Annotated in this window: 14 protein-coding genes and 1 pseudogene; 5 read left to right on the top strand and 10 right to left on the bottom strand. The window is 65.2% G+C overall.

The window, feature by feature from the left end; genetic code table 11:
- Positions 1 to 32 precede the first annotated feature (32 nt).
- Positions 33 to 737 (bottom strand): annotated as a pseudogene (locus QX128_RS15295) (phosphatidylserine decarboxylase); the annotation flags it as partial.
- 124 nt (positions 738 to 861) lie between these two features.
- On the bottom strand, positions 862 to 2,835 hold the full coding sequence (locus QX128_RS15300) for an ABC transporter ATP-binding protein/permease (protein WP_316237846.1): 1,974 nt from the start codon (positions 2,833 to 2,835) through the stop codon (positions 862 to 864).
- 245 nt (positions 2,836 to 3,080) lie between these two features.
- Between QX128_RS15300 and QX128_RS15305 the strand changes: the two genes are divergently transcribed.
- Complete coding sequence (locus QX128_RS15305) at positions 3,081 to 3,683, top strand: TIGR00730 family Rossman fold protein (RefSeq protein WP_315803093.1); 603 nt, start codon at positions 3,081 to 3,083, stop codon at positions 3,681 to 3,683.
- Positions 3,684 to 3,686: 3 nt separating this feature from the next.
- Here QX128_RS15305 and QX128_RS15310 read toward each other — a convergent pair whose 3' ends face one another.
- The 4 genes from QX128_RS15310 to cysS form a co-directional block, all read right to left on the bottom strand.
- Positions 3,687 to 4,064: a VOC family protein gene (locus QX128_RS15310; protein WP_316237847.1), complete on the bottom strand. Its 378-nt coding sequence runs from the start codon at positions 4,062 to 4,064 to the stop codon at positions 3,687 to 3,689.
- Positions 4,065 to 4,179: 115 nt separating this feature from the next.
- A complete protein-coding gene (gene cimA, locus QX128_RS15315; RefSeq protein ID WP_316237848.1) occupies positions 4,180 to 5,793 on the bottom strand; it encodes a citramalate synthase in 1,614 nt (537 codons plus the stop codon).
- Complete coding sequence (locus QX128_RS15320; RefSeq protein ID WP_315803090.1) at positions 5,790 to 6,293, bottom strand: GNAT family N-acetyltransferase; 504 nt, start codon at positions 6,291 to 6,293, stop codon at positions 5,790 to 5,792. Before QX128_RS15320 ends, cimA begins: the two co-directional genes overlap by 4 nt.
- Before the next feature lie 113 nt (positions 6,294 to 6,406).
- The gene (gene cysS, locus QX128_RS15325; protein ID WP_316237849.1) at positions 6,407 to 7,816 is read right to left on the bottom strand and encodes a cysteine--tRNA ligase; all 1,410 of its coding nucleotides are present in this window, start codon (positions 7,814 to 7,816) and stop codon (positions 6,407 to 6,409) included.
- 390 nt (positions 7,817 to 8,206) lie between these two features.
- On the opposite strand from cysS, the gene QX128_RS15330 reads away from it, so the two are divergent.
- Both QX128_RS15330 and QX128_RS15335 read left to right on the top strand, forming a co-directional pair.
- Positions 8,207 to 8,515 carry a hypothetical protein gene (locus tag QX128_RS15330; RefSeq protein WP_316180680.1) on the top strand — a complete coding sequence of 103 codons (309 nt, stop codon included), beginning with the start codon at positions 8,207 to 8,209 and terminating at the stop codon, positions 8,513 to 8,515.
- 153 nt (positions 8,516 to 8,668) lie between these two features.
- Positions 8,669 to 9,832, top strand: coding sequence for a DUF2865 domain-containing protein (locus QX128_RS15335; protein ID WP_315803087.1), 1,164 nt, complete (start codon positions 8,669 to 8,671; stop codon positions 9,830 to 9,832).
- 26 nt (positions 9,833 to 9,858) lie between these two features.
- Here the strand turns inward: QX128_RS15335 and QX128_RS15340 are convergent, their stop codons facing one another.
- Genes QX128_RS15340 through QX128_RS15350 form a run of 3 tightly spaced genes read right to left on the bottom strand, consistent with a single transcriptional unit; the run spans position 9,859 to position 13,031 of the window.
- On the bottom strand, positions 9,859 to 11,277 hold the full coding sequence (locus QX128_RS15340) for a nitrilase-related carbon-nitrogen hydrolase (RefSeq protein ID WP_316237850.1): 1,419 nt from the start codon (positions 11,275 to 11,277) through the stop codon (positions 9,859 to 9,861).
- Between the two features lie 12 nt (positions 11,278 to 11,289).
- A complete protein-coding gene (locus QX128_RS15345; RefSeq protein ID WP_315776898.1) occupies positions 11,290 to 11,643 on the bottom strand; it encodes a diacylglycerol kinase in 354 nt (117 codons plus the stop codon).
- Positions 11,643 to 13,031, bottom strand: coding sequence for a class II 3-deoxy-7-phosphoheptulonate synthase (locus QX128_RS15350; RefSeq protein ID WP_315803084.1), 1,389 nt, complete (start codon positions 13,029 to 13,031; stop codon positions 11,643 to 11,645). Before QX128_RS15350 ends, QX128_RS15345 begins: the two co-directional genes overlap by 1 nt.
- A gap of 173 nt (positions 13,032 to 13,204) precedes the next feature.
- On the opposite strand from QX128_RS15350, the gene QX128_RS15355 reads away from it, so the two are divergent.
- Positions 13,205 to 14,080, top strand: coding sequence for an alpha/beta fold hydrolase (locus tag QX128_RS15355; RefSeq protein ID WP_316237851.1), 876 nt, complete (start codon positions 13,205 to 13,207; stop codon positions 14,078 to 14,080).
- A 1,017-nt stretch (positions 14,081 to 15,097) separates the two neighbouring features.
- Positions 15,098 to 15,592: a hypothetical protein gene (locus QX128_RS15360; RefSeq protein WP_316237852.1), complete on the top strand. Its 495-nt coding sequence runs from the start codon at positions 15,098 to 15,100 to the stop codon at positions 15,590 to 15,592.
- A 316-nt stretch (positions 15,593 to 15,908) separates the two neighbouring features.
- On the opposite strand, the gene QX128_RS15365 is transcribed toward QX128_RS15360, so the two are convergent.
- Positions 15,909 to 16,637 carry a sulfite exporter TauE/SafE family protein gene (locus QX128_RS15365; RefSeq protein ID WP_316237853.1) on the bottom strand — a complete coding sequence of 243 codons (729 nt, stop codon included), beginning with the start codon at positions 16,635 to 16,637 and terminating at the stop codon, positions 15,909 to 15,911.
- Positions 16,638 to 16,664: the final 27 nt, after the last annotated feature.

The raw sequence follows: 16,664 nt of genomic DNA on the forward strand, positions 1-16,664 counted from the left end.
TCCTTAATGGGTCACCAGCGGGCAGCGACGGTTCACTGGCTCCGGAACGTCAGGCCGGGCACGGGCACGTCGAAATCGGCCAGGATCGTCTCGCCGGCGATGGCGGTCTGCCCCTCCGAGACCAGAACCTCAGTGCCGTCAGGAAGATAGACGTCGAGCCGCGAGCCGAAGCGGATCAGGCCGAAGCGCTCGCCCGCGCCAATGGTCTGCCCCTCGCGCACGAACGACACGATCCGGCGCGCCACGAGGCCGGCGATCTGGACCACGCCGATCCGGCCATGCGGCGTCGAGATCGCGAGCGAGTTGCGCTCGTTGTCCTCGCTCGCCTTGTCGAGCTCGGCATTGATGAAGGCACCCGGACGGTAGGAGATCTTCTCGATCCGGCCGGCCACCGGGCTGCGGTTCACATGCACGTTGAACACGCTCATGAAGATCGAGACCCGCAGCAGCGGCCGGTCGCCGAGGCCGAGCTCGGCCGGCGGCAGGGCGCGCGTGATCATGGAGATGCGTCCGTCGGCCGGCGCCACCACCAGCCCTTCCCGCTGCGGCGTGACCCGGATCGGGTCGCGGAAGAACAGCGCGCACCAGACGGTGAGCAGCGTGCCGATCCAGCCGAGCGGGGTGAATATCCAGAACAGGATCAGGCTGACGAGGGCAAATCCCCCGATGAAGGGGTAGCCTTCCGGGTGGATCGGCGGGATCTGAGCGCGGATGGAATTGCTGATCGACATGGCCTGCTTCGTTGAGTGTTGTCGCTCTGACCCTCAGAGCGGACCGCCGCCTTGACTAGGTCGATGGCCGGCGAAGGTCAAAATGAATCCTTAATGCAGTCTTGAGTTCAGATCAGGGCGGTCCGCAGCATCATTCGGCGGCGCTGGCTACCCGTCCCGCCAGATCCGGCCCGGCGACATCCGGTTCGCCCCGATCAGGCGGATTGCGGTTCGGCGCCGTGGCCTCATCGCCAATCTGCGCCAGTTTTTCGCGCGCCTCCTCGGCCTCGCGCTGCCGGTTCCACATGCCGGCATACAGCCCGCTTTTGGCCAGCAGCTCGGCGTGGGTGCCGCGCTCGGCGATGCGACCCCGGTCGAGCACGATGATCTCATCGGCCGCTACGATGGTCGAAAGCCGGTGCGCGATCACGAGCGAGGTGCGGTTGCGCGACACGCCATCGAGCGCCTCCTGGATCTCGTGCTCGGTATGGCTGTCCAGCGCCGAGGTCGCCTCGTCCAGCACGAGGATCGGCGGCCCCTTCAGGATGGTGCGGGCAATCGCGACGCGCTGCTTCTCGCCACCGGAGAGCTTGAGGCCGCGCTCTCCCACCTGGGTCTCGTAGCCCTTCGGCGCCATCCGGATCAGACCGTCGATCTGGGCCAGCCTCGCCGCCTCCTCAACAGCGGCGTCGTCCGCATCCCAGCGTCCGTAGCGGATGTTGTAGCGGATGGTGTCATTGAACAGCACGGTATCCTGCGGCACCATCCCGATCTGGGCGCGCAGCGACATCTGGGTAACATCGCGGATGTCCTGGCCATCGATCAGAATGCGGCCGCCGGAGACGTCGTAGAGCCGAAACAGCAGCCGCGAGATGGTCGACTTGCCAGCACCGGACGGCCCCACGATCGCGACCGTCTTGCCCGCCGGCACCTCGAAGCTGAGCCCCTGCAGGATCGGCCGCTCCGGCTCATAGGCAAAGCGGACGTCCTCGAAGCGGACGTTGCCGGAGGTGACCAGCAAAGGCGCCGCTCCGGGCGCGTCGTTCACCTCGGCATCGCGCGTGAGCACGCCGAACATCTTCTCAATATCGATGATGGCCTGCTTGATCTCGCGATAGACCATGCCCATGAAGTTCAGCGGCTGATAGAGCTGGATCATCATGCTGTTGATCATGACGAAGTCGCCGACGGTGTTGCGTCCCTGGCGCACGCCCTGGGCGCACATCAGCATGGCCACCGTCAACCCGACCGTGAAGATCACGGCCTGCCCGGCGTTGAGCACCGCCAGCGAGGTATAGGTCTTCACGCTGGCCCGCTCGTAGCGCTCCATCGAACGGTCGTAGCGCTCCGCCTCGCGCGCCTCGGCGCCGAAATATTTCACCGTCTCGTAGTTGAGCAGCGAGTCGATCGCCTTGGTGTTGGCGTCCGTATCCGAGTCGTTCATGCGGCGCCGGATCTCGATGCGCCACTCGGTCGCGATGTAGGTGTAATAGAGATACGCCGCGACCATGGTCAGCGTGACCAGCACGTAGCGCCAGTCGAACTGCCACAGCAGCACCGCGGTCAGCAGCGAGACCTCGACGATGGTCGGGATCAGCTGCAGGATCACCATGCGCACGATGGTCTCGATCGCGTTGCGGCCGCGCTCGAGCACGCGGGTCAGGCCGCCGGTCTTGCGCTCCAGATGGAAGCGCAGCGACAATTCGTGCATGTGGACGAAGGTGATGGTCGCGAGCTTGCGCACCGCATGCATGGCGACACGGGCAAAAATACCGTCGCGCCACTGCGTCAGCACCGCCATCAGCACCCGAATCCCGCCGTAGCTTGCCGTCATGACGATCGGCGAGGCCACCAGCCAGAACGCCCAGTTATCGGGCGCGATCGGCGCGGTGTTGGCGCCGGTCAACGCGTCGGTCGCCCACTTGAAGGTGAAAGGCAGAACCAGCGTCGCCACCTTGGCCGCGAGCAGCAGCACCACGGACCACAGCACGCGCATCTTCAGATCGGCGCGATCGCTCGGCCAGATGAAGGGCCACAAATGGCGCAGCGTACCGGCCAGCGTTCCCTGCTCGAGGGACGATGACGGCTGGTTGGCGGCTGCTTCGGAGGAGGAATCGGGCGGCATCAAACGTTCTGGAACAGCGAGTGTTTTGGCATGTTGTGATGCCGGGGCGTTGCCTGCGTCATATAGAGTGTCCGGGCGCCGGATGCACCGGTACGTCGACGGAATCCGTTACCGCGGCGCAGTATTTGCATACTCGTTTTCGGACAAATGGACCCATTCAGCCTGCATCATCCCGTGAAAGCCCGCGAATCCACGTCCTCCGCCCTCGTCTTGACGCCTTTCAACTGCAGTGTCACACCGCTCCAATGACTGAAATCCGCACCGTTTGCGTCTATTGCGGCTCCGGCCCGGGGACGAATCCCAGCTTCATCGAATCGGCGAAGGCACTCGGCAAGGCGCTTGCCGAGAACGGCGTCAGGCTCGTTTATGGCGGCGGCTCCATCGGCATGATGGGCGCGGTCGCCAAGGCGGTGCTCGACCATGGCGGCGACGTCACCGGCATCATTCCGGACTTCCTGGTGAAGAAGGAGGTCATGATGCCGCTCAAGGATCTCATCATCACGCCGGACATGCACGAGCGCAAACGGCTGATGTTCGAGCACTCCGACGCGTTCGTCGCCCTGCCCGGCGGCATCGGCACGCTCGAAGAGCTGGTCGAGCAGTTGACCTGGAAGCAGCTCGGACGCCACGCCAAGCCGGTGCTGATGGCCAATATCGACGGCTTCTGGGAACCGCTGTTCGCGCTGCTGGCCCACATGCGCGAGACCGAGTTCATCCGCCCCGGCTTCCAAATCGAGCTGCTCAAGGCCGAACGCGTCGAGGACATCCTGCCGCGCCTGCGCGAGGCCGCCGCCCGCGTCGCCAAGGAAGAGACCGAGATGGCGCCAGAGATCGCCAAGCGGCTCTGATCCCTATTCGGCCGGAAACGTCACCGCCTCAATCCGATTGCCGTCGGGATCGAGCACGAACGCCGCGTAATAGCGCACGCGGTCATGCGGCCGCAGCCCCGGTGCGCCGTCCGAGACACCGCCTGCCTCCAGCGCCGCGGCGTGGAATGCATCGACGTCGTTGGAGCTCCTGGCACGGAAGCAAAGGTGCGAGCCCGTCTCGGCGGATACCCGCGCCATGCCGGCGCGCAGATTGATCCAGAATTCCGGATAACTCTTGCCGAAGCCGATCGTGCTGGGACGTTCGACCAGGCGCGTCAAACCAAGCGGCGCCAACGTGCGCTCGTAGAACCGCGCGCTGCGGGCGAGATCGCTGACACCGACTGAGACGTGGTCGATCATGCGTTTGCTCCTGCCCTCTCCGCGTCATTGCGAGGAGCGAAGCGACGAAGCAATCCAGAGTCGTGCATTCAGCCCTGGATTGCTTCGCTTCGCTCGCCATGACGGATGCATCACCTCAACCCGGCGCGCCGGACTTCACCAGCTTGTAGAACACCGAATCCATCAGCGCCTGGAACGAGGCGTCGATGATGTTGGGCGAGACGCCGACCGTGGTCCAGCGCTCCCCCTTTTCGTCCTCGCTTTCGATCAGCACGCGCGTGACCGCCTCGGTGCCGCCATTGAGGATGCGGACGCGATAGTCGATCAGCTTGAGGCCGTCGATGTAGCCCTGGTATTTTCCGAGATCCTTGCGCAGCGCGACGTCGAGCGCATTGACCGGACCGTTGCCTTCGGCCGCGGAGATCAGCCGCTCGCCGGCGACGTCAACCTTGACGACGGCCAGCGCCACCGTGACGCGCTCGCCTACCGCGTTGTAGCGCTGCTCGACATTGACGTCGAACTGCTCGACGCGAAAATACTCCGGGACCGAGCCCAGTGTACGCCGCGCCAGCAGCTCGAACGAGGCGTTGGCAGATTCGTAGGCATAGCCCGCGGCCTCGCGCTCCTTCAGCTCCTCGACCAGGCGCGTGAGCTTCGGATCGCTCTTGCTGAAGGGGACGCCGCCGCGCTCCAGTGCTGCGATCACGTTGGAGCGGCCGGCCTGGTCCGATACCAGCACCTTGCGGCGATTGCCGACGCTCTCGGGCAGCACGTGCTCATAGGTCTGCGGATCCTTCAGCACGGCCGAGGCATGGATGCCGGTCTTGGTCACGAAGGCGCTCTCGCCGACATAAGGCGCGTGCCGGTTCGGGGCGCGGTTCAGCATGTCGTCGAGCGTCCGAGAGACCTTCACGAGGCCGCTGAGCTGCTCGTCGGAGACGGCGATCTCGAAGCGCTCAGAGAACTCGGTCTTCAGCTTCAATGTCGGGATCAGCGAGCACAGATTGGCGTTGCCGCAGCGCTCGCCGAGCCCGTTCAAGGTGCCCTGGATCTGGCGCGCGCCGGCGCGGACCGCGGCCAGCGAATTCGCGACTGCCTGCTCGGTGTCGTTATGGGCGTGGATGCCGAGGTGATCGCCCGGCACCTGCTTGGCGACCTCGCCGACGATCGCTTCGATCTCGTGCGGCATGGTGCCGCCATTGGTGTCGCACAACACGACCCAGCGTGCGCCGGCCTCATAGGCCGCGCGTGCGCAGGCCAGGGCGAACGCCGCATTCTCCTTGTAGCCGTCGAAGAAATGCTCGCAGTCGAGCATCACCTCGCGTCCCGCGGCCTTTGCGGCCGTCACGCTGTCGCGGATCGAGGCGAGGTTCTCCTCGTTGGTGGTCTCCAGCGCGACGCGCACCTGATAGGCGGATGACTTCGCGACGAAGCAGATCGCGTCCGCCTTGGCGTCCAGCAGTGCGGCGACGCCCGGATCGTTGGACACCGAGCGTCCTGCCCGGCGCGTCATCCCGAAGGCAGTGAAGCGGGCATGGCCGAGCTTGGGCTTGGCGGCGAAGAACTCGGTGTCGAGCGGGTTGGCGCCGGGATAGCCGCCCTCGACATAGTCGATGCCGAGATCGTCGAGCATGCGCGCGATCGCCTGCTTGTCGGCCAGCGTGAAATCGACACCGTTGGTCTGCGCACCGTCGCGCAAGGTGGTGTCGAACAGATAAAGTCGTTCTCTGCTTGTGCTTGCCCTGCTCATGCCTGCGCTCCCCCGGAGCCGAGCGTCTTCTTCATCGTGGTGTTGGCGAGCCACTCGCCATTGATGGAGACGCTGTTGCGCTGCTGCGCGACATAGCCGCGCTTGCGGAAGAATTCGACCGCCGTGTCGCTGGCGTCGACCGACAGACCGGTCGTGCCGCGCGCGCCCGCCAGCTTTTCCAGTGCGTCGCATAGCAGGGCGCCGACGCCCTGCCCCGCCGCGTTCGGATGAACGTAGAGCATGTCGATGTGATCGTTTCCCTTCAGCGCGGCGAAGCCGACCGGCGAGCCCTGCAGGGTCGCAATCAAGGTGAGCTCGGATGCCAGCCTCTTGCCGAAGCCCGTCTCATCCTCCGCAGCGGACGCCCAGGCCTCCTGCTGCTCCTCGCTGTAGTCGTCACCTGTCAGCCCCTGGATGCTGGCGACGAAGATCGCGGCGAGCAGCGGCGTATCAGCCGGAAGAAACGGCCGCAGTGCGGGCCTCGGGAGAGCCTGTCCCATGTGTCACCACATGCCGTAGAGTTTCGTGACCAGCGCCACTGCGCCCGCGATCAGCACCAGTTTGAGCAGGATGTAGTACAGCCAGTGCCGCGGAAACGGGGTGTCGGGCTTGCTCATCGCGCAATCTCCCAGGTCGTGACCGGCTTGCCGTCGGCGCCTTTGCCATCCTTCAATACAACGCCCATCGCCGCGAGCGCGTCGCGCAGGCGATCGGACTCCTTGAAGTCCTTCCGCGCGCGGGCCGCGGTACGCTCGGCGATCAGGCCTTCGACCTCGGCGGCGTCCACGCCCTTGGCCTGCTGCTTTCGCGCTTCCCATTGCACGGCGGTCTCCGACAGGAAACCCGCAAAGCGAAGCGAGCCGGCAAAGGCAGCGCGATCCGACTCGCCGCCGGACGCCGCACGGCTCCGCAACGCGTGCAGCTCTGCGATCATCAGCGGCGTGTTGAGATCGTCGACGAGCGCCGCGATGATCTCAGGCTCCGGCTGCTCGCCCGGCGCATCGGCCGCGACGCGATACCAGTCGTCGAGCGTCTTGGCGCTCTCCTCCAGGCCCTTGGCCGTCCAGTCCGCCGGCGAGCGATAATGCATCTTGAGCATGTTGAGGCGCAGCACCTCGCCGGGCCAGTCCGCCAGCAGGTCGCGAATGGTGACGAAATTGCCGAGGCTCTTCGACATCTTCGCGCCCTCGACCTGGACGAACTCGTTGTGCAGCCAGTAGTTCGCCATCACTGAGGTGCCATGGGCGCAACGCGACTGCGCGATCTCGTTCTCATGATGCGGGAAGATCAGGTCGAGCCCGCCGCCATGGATGTCGAAGACCTCACCGAGATAGGCCGCGCTCATCGCCGAGCACTCGATGTGCCAGCCCGGGCGGCCGCGGCCCCACGGGCTGTCCCAGCCCGGCTCGTCCTCCGACGACTGCTTCCACAGCACGAAGTCGGCAGGGTTCTTCTTGTGTGCGTCGACGGCCACGCGCGCGCCGGCAAGCTGCTCGTCGAGCTTGCGACCCGACAGCGCGCCATAGTCCGGCATTGATCGGGTGTCGAACAACACCTCGCCGCCCGCCTCATAGGCGTGGCCACGCGCGATCAGTTGCTTGATCAGGGTCACCATATCCGCCTTGCCATCGGGGCGCGGCAGCACGAATTCGGTGGCGCGTGGCTCGAAGGTCGGAGGCAGGCTGCCGAGCGCAGCCGCGTCGCTGCGGAACTGATTGGCCGTCACCTCGGTAACCTTCCGGATCGCCTCGTTCAGCGGCAGCCCGGGAAAGTCACGCGCGGCGCGGGCGTTGATCTTGTCGTCGACATCCGTGATGTTGCGGACATAGGTGACGTGCTTTTCGCCATAGAGATGCCGCAGCAGCCGGAACAGCACGTCGAAGACGATCACCGGGCGCGCATTGCCGATATGGGCGAAATCGTAGACCGTCGGTCCGCAGACATACATGCGGACGTTGTTGGGATCGAGCGGCACGAAGGGGCGCTTCTCCCGCGATGCGGTGTCGTACAAACGCAAGTCCATGGTCCGTCCCCGAATGCCCTGTGCTCACCGCCTCGCCGGACCGACAGGTCCATGACGAGGCGCAACGGGTGTCCTACGCCGAACGACCGACCGCGAGCGGACGGCAACGGCACGAATCACGCTCCCGACCTGCCGGCCGGGCGTCCTGATCATCTCTGTTGAGAAAAGACGGCCTCAGCCAGCGAATCGCTAGCGCGTAATCTCGCGGCAAATGCAGCAGATGGCGAGGAAACCGTTCATGAAACTCACCATGATGCAGCAGGCTGTCTCCGTCAAGAGCCGCAAAACGGCCGCTTTCACTGCCCAAATGCTCGCGCCCCGCCTCATGGTTAATCATTTTTAACCTTTTGGGCCTAACCATGAGTTGTCTCCTACACCCACCGGTGCACCATGCGAATCTCCCCGGCGCTGCTCGCCTGCTGTGTTCTCCTCGCCGCCGCGACCACCGCCACGGCGGAGAGCCGCATCTTCATCATCGCCAACGAAGCCGACGGCTACGGCGTCGACCAGTGCCTCGCCAAGGGCGACCGCTGCGGCGCCTCGGCTGCGCGCTCGTACTGCCAATCACGGGATTTTGCACAGGCCTCCTCCTATCGCCGCGTCGACCCCGATGAAATCACCGGATCGGTGCCGAAAGCCGGGGCAAACTGCGCCCATGGCGGCTGCAGCGACTTTGTCGCGATCACCTGCCAGCGCTGAGACGGCCGGGAACGGCTGTTCCCGCCACCCCGGCGCCCCGGAAACGACGTGACGATGCCCGACAAAGCGGCTATGGGATGCCCGCCGCTGCCGCGATTTTTCCGAATTCTGTGCTAGTCCCGCGGCCGCACCCATGGACCGGAATACCGCATCTTGATCGCATCCCTGTCTCCGCGCCTGTTGGCCCTCTCTGCGCTGCTCGGACTGACCCTGACCGGCTCGCACGCCCTGGCGCAATCCAGCTCCGATTCCTATGCGCAGATGCCGCCGGGCCCGCCCGGGCCGCAGGCCGGCGTCAATCCGATCTGCCCACGTCTGGAAGCGCAGCTCGCCTCGATCGATCGCGGCGGTGGCGGCGATCCCGCGCGTGAGGACCAGATCCGGCGTTATCAGGACGCGGCCGCCAAGCAGCAAGGCGAGCTCGACCGCGTCAGCATGCAGGCCAAGCGCATGGGTTGCGACAGCCCTGGCTTCTTTTCGATCTTCAACGGCCGCGCGGCCGAATGCCAGCCGGTGAACAACCAGATCCAGCAGATGCGCTCCAACCTCGACCAGATCATGGGCAGCCTGGAGCGTCTGCGCAGCGGTGGGTTCGGCGGTGAGCGCGACAACCAGCGCCGCTCGGTGCTGGTAGCCCTCGGCCAGAACAATTGCGGCCCGCAGTACCAGCAATATGCCAATGCAAACGCCAATCGCAGCGGCGGCGGTAACTTCCTGACCAGCCTGTTCGGCGGCGGGGCCGACAGCAATCCCGCCGCATCGCTGCCGCCGCCGAGCGCCGATCTCGCGGCGCCGCAGGGCACCTTTCGGACCGTGTGCGTGCGCAGCTGCGACGGCGCCTATTTCCCGATCTCGTTTGCCACCGTTCCCGGCCGCTTCGCCGACGACGAGCGCGCCTGCAAGGCGCAATGCCCTGCCGCCGACGCGACGCTGTTCACCTATCGCAATCCCGGCGAAGACATGAACCAGGCGGTCTCGGTCAACGGTCAGCCCTATACCGCGCTGCCGAACGCCTTCAAGTTCCGCACCGAGTTCAACCCGAGCTGTTCCTGCAAGGCGCCGGGCCAGACCTGGGCGGAGGCACTGAAGTCGATCGACGACCGAGCCACCGCCGCCGAGCAGGGCGACATCATCGTCACCGAGGAGAGCGCCAAGCGCATGCAGCAGCGCCAGACCGGCAGGGCGCCGGCGAACGCCGCCAGGAAGGGTGCCGCGCCGGCCGAGGCCGCAGCGCCAGCGACCGCGGACATCACGACCAGCGCTGGCGGCGACAAGCAGATCCGCACGGTCGGACCGACTTTCATCCCGCAGCGCTGATCGAGTCAGTCGCCGGGCCATGGGCGTCATCCCTCGAACGCGTCTGATGACGCGCGGTCGGCAAGCGCCCGGTCGTCGCGCGCCTCCAGCGGACTCGTGATCAGAGCGGGCGAGATGACCTCGCCCGACGGTCCCAGCGCGTCAGCGAACCGCCAGCGGTTTCGCAATGCTGCGAGACGACGCAACTGTGCCGGGCCGATGCCTTCGAGCGGCGCAAACCCGCCAGCCACGTCGCCGATCTCGGCCGTGGCGCCGACGACAACGGCCAGCGCGCCGGACAGGCTCGCCAGTGCCATCAGCAGCGTCGCGCGGACGCGGGCCAGCAATTGATGACGGGCGCTTCCCGCAAGCGGCCCGGGCAGCGCGCGCTCGAAGCCTTCGACGGCGGCCGCGATCGGTACCCGCTCGGCGGCGAAGCCGAGTCGCGCCGCGACCGCCATGGCCTGATCCAGCGACGCCTGCGACGTGCCGGGTCCGGACAGCATCACGCCGCGGACTTTGCCGGACCCGAGCGCATCGACCGCCAGGGCTGCGGCCAGCGCCGACTCGATGGCTCCGGTCAGGCCGAGCACGATGCCGGTGAAGCCGTGCTTCTCGACGTGGTCGCGCAGGCCGAGCACGCGGGCCGCGTAGTCCGCCTCGTCGCCCTCGATCAGCGTGGTGACCGGTCCCCGGCACTGCCAGCCATCGTCTCCCCTGCTCCATGCCAAGGTCGCGACTTCAGCGACGAAGCCCGGGAGCTGTGCCGCCACCGAGAGATCGACGTTCAGCGCGAAGGACGCGCCGTCGAACACCTCGCCGTCCTGACCGCCGACCTGGTTGAGCCAGACGAGCGGCAGATCGCTTTCGGTGACGCGGGCCACGGCGGCCGACAGGCGCCGGTCGCCGCCGCTGCGCACGTAGCATGAGCGGCTCGGCACGACGATGAGCTCGGCCCCGGTTTCCGCCAGCGTCTCGACGACGTTTTCGTAGTTCGAGGAGTCTTCGAGCGAGATGTCCTCGCCGATCGCGACCCCGATGCGGACGCCCCGCACGCTGAGCGGGCCGGCCGCCGGGCCGCGCGTGAACACGCGCTTCTGATCACCATCGGCCAGGTTGGCCTTGAAGCGCGTCGCGGCGATGCGGCCGGCGTCGAGGAGCACGCAGGCATTGTAGAGCTTGCCGTCCTCGGTCCAGGGCGTGCCGATCAGCACCGCCGGCCCGCCATCGGCGGTCTCGCGCGCGAGCGCCTCGATCGCGGCCCGGCACGCGGCCTGAAATGCCGGCTTCAGCACCGGGTCCCGGGATGGATGCCCCGCCAGGAACAGCTCCGGCAGCACCACGAGATCGGCGCCGTCGGCCGCCGCCTTCGCCCGCGCCTCGCGCGCCTTCGCGGCGTTTCCCGCGATGTCGCCGGCCGTCGGGTTGAGCTGGGCCAGCGTGATCCTGAAGAAGTCAGCGGCCATCGCTCAACTCATTCACAGCAGCCCGAGCCGCTCGGCGATCGCGAACAGCCAAAAGCAGCCCGACATCAGCAGCGCGACGCCGACTGCGGCCGAGCCGAGATCCTTGACCCGGCCGATCTGCAGATCGTGCTCGGTGGTCAGGCGGTCGGCGAGCTTCTCGATCGCGGTGTTCAGCAGCTCGACGACCAGCACCAGCACCACCGCGCAGACCAGCTCGACGCTGCGCATCGGCGTCGCGCCGATCACATAGGCGAGCGGCAGCGCCAGCAGGAATGCGACGACCTCCTCGCGCACCGCCTGCTCGGAGCGCAGCGCGAAGGCCAGGCCGTTGCGCGAGTTGACCGTCGCGCGCCACAAACGCAGCATCAGAAGCCCGCGACCGCCGGCATCGGTGCGGACTTGCCGCCGCGCTGCTGCTTCAACAGCTCGGCGATCAGGAACGCCATGTCGATCGACTGCTCGGCGTTCAGCCGGGGATCGCACACCGTGTGATAGCGGTCGTTGAGATCCTCGTCGGTGATCGCGCGCGCACCGCCGATGCACTCGGTGACATCCTTGCCGGTCATCTCGAGATGGATGCCGCCGGCATGGGTGCCCTCCGCCGCATGCACCGCGAAGAACGCGCGCACCTCGGACACGATGCGGTCGAACGGCCGCGTCTTGTAGCCCGAGGTCGAGGTGATGGTGTTGCCGTGCATCGGATCGCACGACCACACCACCTTGCGCCCTTCCCGCTGCACCGCGCGGATCAGTCCCGGCAGATGATCGCCGACCTTGTCGGCGCCGAAGCGGTTGATCAGGGTCAGCCGGCCCGGCTCGTTGTCGGGATTGAGAATGTCGATCAGCTTCAAGAGCTCGTCCGGCTTCAGCGACGGGCCGCATTTCAGGCCGATCGGATTCTTGATGCCGCGGAAATATTCGACATGGCCGTGATCGAGCTGGCGGGTGCGATCGCCGATCCAGATGAAATGGCCTGAGGTCGCGTACCAGTCGCCGGTGGTGGAATCGACGCGCGTGAAGGCCTGCTCGTAGCCGAGCAGCAGCGCCTCGTGGCTGGTGTAGAAATCGGTGGCGCGCAGCTCCGGATGGCTCTCGAGGTCGAGGCCGCAGGCGCGCATGAAGTTGAGCGCCTCGGAGATGCGGTCGGCGAGCTCCTTGTAGCGGCGCGACTGCGGGGAATCCTTGACGAAGCCGAGCATCCACTGATGCACGCTGCCGAGATTGGCGAAGCCGCCGGTGGCGAACGCCCGCAGCAGGTTCAACGTCGCCGCCGACTGCCGGTAGGCGTCGAGCTGACGCTGCGGATTGGGGATACGCGCCTCGGCGGTGAAGGCGGTGTCGTTGACGATGTCGCCGCGATAGCTCGGCAGCTCGACGCCATCGATCTTTTCGGTGGGCGAGGAGCGCGGCTTGGCGAACTGGCCGGCGATGCGGCCAACCTTCACCACCGGCACCGCGCCGGCATAGGTCATGACGACAGCCATCTGCAGCAGCACGCGGAAGAAGTCGCGGATGTTGTTGGCGCCGTGCTCGGCAAAGCTCTCGGCGCAGTCGCCGCCCTGAAGCAGGAACGCCTCGCCCGCCGCCACCCGCGCCAGCGCCTTCTTCAGGTTGCGCGCCTCGCCGGCGAACACCAGCGGCGGAAAGGTCGCAAGCTGCGCCTCGACCTCGGCCAGCGCCTTCTGGTCGGGATAGTCGGGCACCTGCTGCACCGGCTTGGACCGCCAGCTCTCCGGGCTCCAGCGCTCCGTCATGGCTTTCTACTCCCTCTGGACGGCCGCACACTTGTTCCCCGCACGGCGGCGCGCGCCTTATACACAGCCTGTCCCCGTGCCGCCACTTGGAATTTAAAGCGCGGACACAAGGGCTTGCACCGCAACCGGAATTTGACTTTGCTGCGGAAGGGCAAGGGACGGGAGAACGAGGCGTGGGCGAGACGGAATCCGACGGCGTTTCGAGCGAGGATCTGACCGTTCCGGCCGTCGATGGCTTTGCGCTCGCCGGCAGCCTGTTCATGCCGCGCGGCAGGCCGGCGCATGCCGTGCTGATCAATTCGGGGGCGGCGATCCCACGCCGGATCTATCGTGGCTTCGCAGCCCATCTCGCCCAGCAGGGGTGCGCGGTCCTCACCTACGACTATCGCGGGACCGGCGGCAGCCGTCCCCGCTCCCTGAAGGGCTTTGCGGCCTCGATGACCGACTGGGCCGCACTCGACATCACCGGCGCGGTCGGTTGGATGCGCGAGAGCTTCGGTGAGCTGCCGCTGCGCTATGTCGGTCACTCCTTCGGCGGCCAGACGCTCGGCCTGCTCGCCAACAACACCGAGGTGTCGCGCGCGCTCTTCATCGCCTCGCAGGCCAGCTATTGGAAGCTGATGGCCCCGGGTGAACGCTGGCGCGTGGCGGCGATGCTGAACGGCATCGGCGTTCCGCTGACGCATGCGCTCGGCTACACGCCGGGATGGAGCGGCGTCGGCGAGGACCTGCCGAAGGGGGTGTTCCTGCAATGGGTGCGCTGGATCATGAGCCCGCGCTATCTGTTCGATGACGCATCGCTGCCGGGCCTCGCGAACTACGCCAGCTTCAACGCCCCGCTGCGGGCGCTGTGCCTGGCCGACGATCCCTGGGCGACACGGCCCGCGGTCGAGAAGCTGTGCGCCGGTTATACGGGCACGACGCCGGAGCTGCTCAGCATCGCGCCACAGGACGTCGGCGCCTCCGCGATCGGCCATATGGGCTTCTTCCGCGCCGCGCATCGCGACACGCTGTGGCGCAGCGCGACGGAGTGGCTGCTCGAAAGCTGAGTCAGGGGTCGGCTCGCCGTTGCCCATGAGCAAACGTTCTCGCGGCGCCATGGTGCCCGAGCTGGACTGGTCTTGCTCACCCTCCAATAGTCGGAGGGCGCAGGGAATGCCGGACGATGGCCTCGCCCATGGCCCGCCTGCGGAAGAAAGTGCAGGCGGCAGGTACCACAGGTTCAGCCGGTCCTCCGGCATTCCCTGCGCGACGGTCTTCACGCTTATACGCAGTCTGCCTGGTGCGCCGGGCTTGTTGGCCACCATTGCCACGCGAAGCGAGGCTCCGCGTAACGTGACACCAGCGTCGGGGTGTCAGCACGCTGCGACTTCACGTCCGCGCCGAGCCGTTCGTCCGCGCATCCTTCCCGACACGCTGCGGCTCCCTCGCGGCCATCGCTCCCCGCCCCGCGTGTCGTGACGATCGCGCGCAACGCCCCTTCCGAGTGAGGCGGGATGGCGACACTAAAGCATGATTTCTGATATTCGTAAATCGAAATTTTCAGACTATCATTCCCGGGCTGGAGCTCTGAGCAGAGGCCACGGAGCACGGCGGCTCCACAAATGCCTACCAATGGAAAGCTTGGCTCCGGCCAAGCATTGAGAGGTACGCCAATCCGACATCCGGGCACCAACAAGAAGTATCGGCGCGATTACCGCCTACCATAAACCCTAAATTGCTTCACCAAATTATTGCAATTTTATTAAAGTTCCGCTAGCGAGAACGCGTGTTCAGTTTTTCTAATTGCCTTGGGGGGAATTGATGCCGTTTCGGATTGGAGAAGACGTGTACGTAATGAGCAGACTGGAAACGGGCGAGGTACGAACGGTAAATTCCCCTTTGTATGACGTCGCACGGGATAGCGACAATAGTGTTGGGGAGCATCACGAAGATGACCTCAAGAGCCTACCATTTCGCGGACGCATTCATAAGGTGGGATACTTTATAGTAGTCGAAGCAACCGCTGCTGACGGTCAGCGAAATGCAAATCACCGTATGTACACATCCACAGGCTCACGAATTAGATGAGTCCCTTTTTTCATTTGTCTGATAAGGGGCGCGACGCGGCGCAGAAGGTCGTAGTATTTTCATTGCTAGTCGTATTCTTCAGCGGCTTTAAAATACAACTAAGTCAGGTTCCAATACTAAATATCCCGCTGCCTGCTCCTGCCGACAATCCGGGCCACGAGCTACCTTCCGTGGCTTCTATTTTTCTGCTGGTTGCCATCTTTCAGGCCGCCGTTTTGCTAGGAATATACTTAGGCGAATACTCGAATTATATCGATCAGGCGGATCAAAAGCTTACCGTAACAATTATCGATAGAGCCGGCGTCGTTCCGCCCGAACAGCAGGCAATCAACGCCGGCTTAAACCGCAGCCGCGAGGCGAATTGGAAGCTTGCTTCTATAGGTTCGGCACTTCGGTTTATCACGGACTTATTGGCGCCTTTCTTGCTTGTTTCTTTAGCTGGCTACCTAGAATTCGGCCACAGTATTCGATCCATATACCAAATGTTGTAAGATCAGCGCGAGAATCGTTTCTCGGATGGGGGCCCGTGACATGCATTCCGCACAATTTGAGTTCGTTCTTGAAGACGGTCGCGAGGTAACAGCTCGACGATTTGTCAATCCCGATGGCAAAATCGGCGGCTGGGTTGCGGTAAGCGCAACAGTCCAGCCCGGTGCAGTGATAGATGTCGGAGCGATTGTGTGCCCAGGGGCAGAAGTACAACGAAATGAACATATTAGATCCGGCGAAATAAGATCCTGAAGTGCTGCACCCCACTAGTCATCTGAAAGTATTGCGGGCTGCTAGTATAAGCGCCTCCAGAACGGATCAGACGACCAGCAGCACTCCCGACAGCAGCAGGATGCCCAGGATCATCTTCCTGAACAGCGCGTCGTTGATCCTGCGGAAGGCGAGGATGCCGAGCGCCGTGCCGGCGAACAGCGCCGGGATGCTCAAGGCGAGATCGATGATCACCTTGGACGACAGATCCTGCCGGGCCAGCATCGCCGCCAGCGAGGCGAGCTGAATCGCGGCAATGAACGGCTGGACGACGCCGCGCTGCTCGGTCTTCGGCAGGCCGTGCATCTCGCACCAGATCGTCGGTAGCGCACCCGGCATCGCCGTGAGGCCGCCGATGAGACCGCCGCCGAAGCCGACGATCGCGGTGCGGCCTCGGTTCATCGGTTGAAGGCTGCCCAGCGCCGGCTTGAACAGCATGTAGCCGGCGTAGATCGCGATCGTCGCGCCAAACACCTGCTGAAACACGCGCGCGTCCGCATTGTGCAGCAGCCAAAGCGCGAGGGGGACGCCCAGCAGGCCGCCCAGGATCAGGACGAAACTGTCCTTCCAGCGGATGCTGCTGCGAAGCGCCCAGAGGTTCGTCGCCTGCACGCCGACGCTGCACGCCATCATCAACGGCACGGCCTCCAAAGGCTGCAGACTGTGCAGCAGGATCGCGCCGGCCACGGCGGAAAAGGCGAACCCGGCCAGGCCGGAAACGAAGGCACCAAAGAAAACGGCGGCGCTGAGCAGCAGAAATGATCCTGGTCCGGCCATGAAATAGCTCCGGCTGATGAAGTTGAA

Origin of the sequence: Bradyrhizobium sp. SZCCHNR1015, assembly GCF_032489875.1 — a bacterium.
Lineage (GTDB): Bacteria > Pseudomonadota > Alphaproteobacteria > Rhizobiales > Xanthobacteraceae > Bradyrhizobium.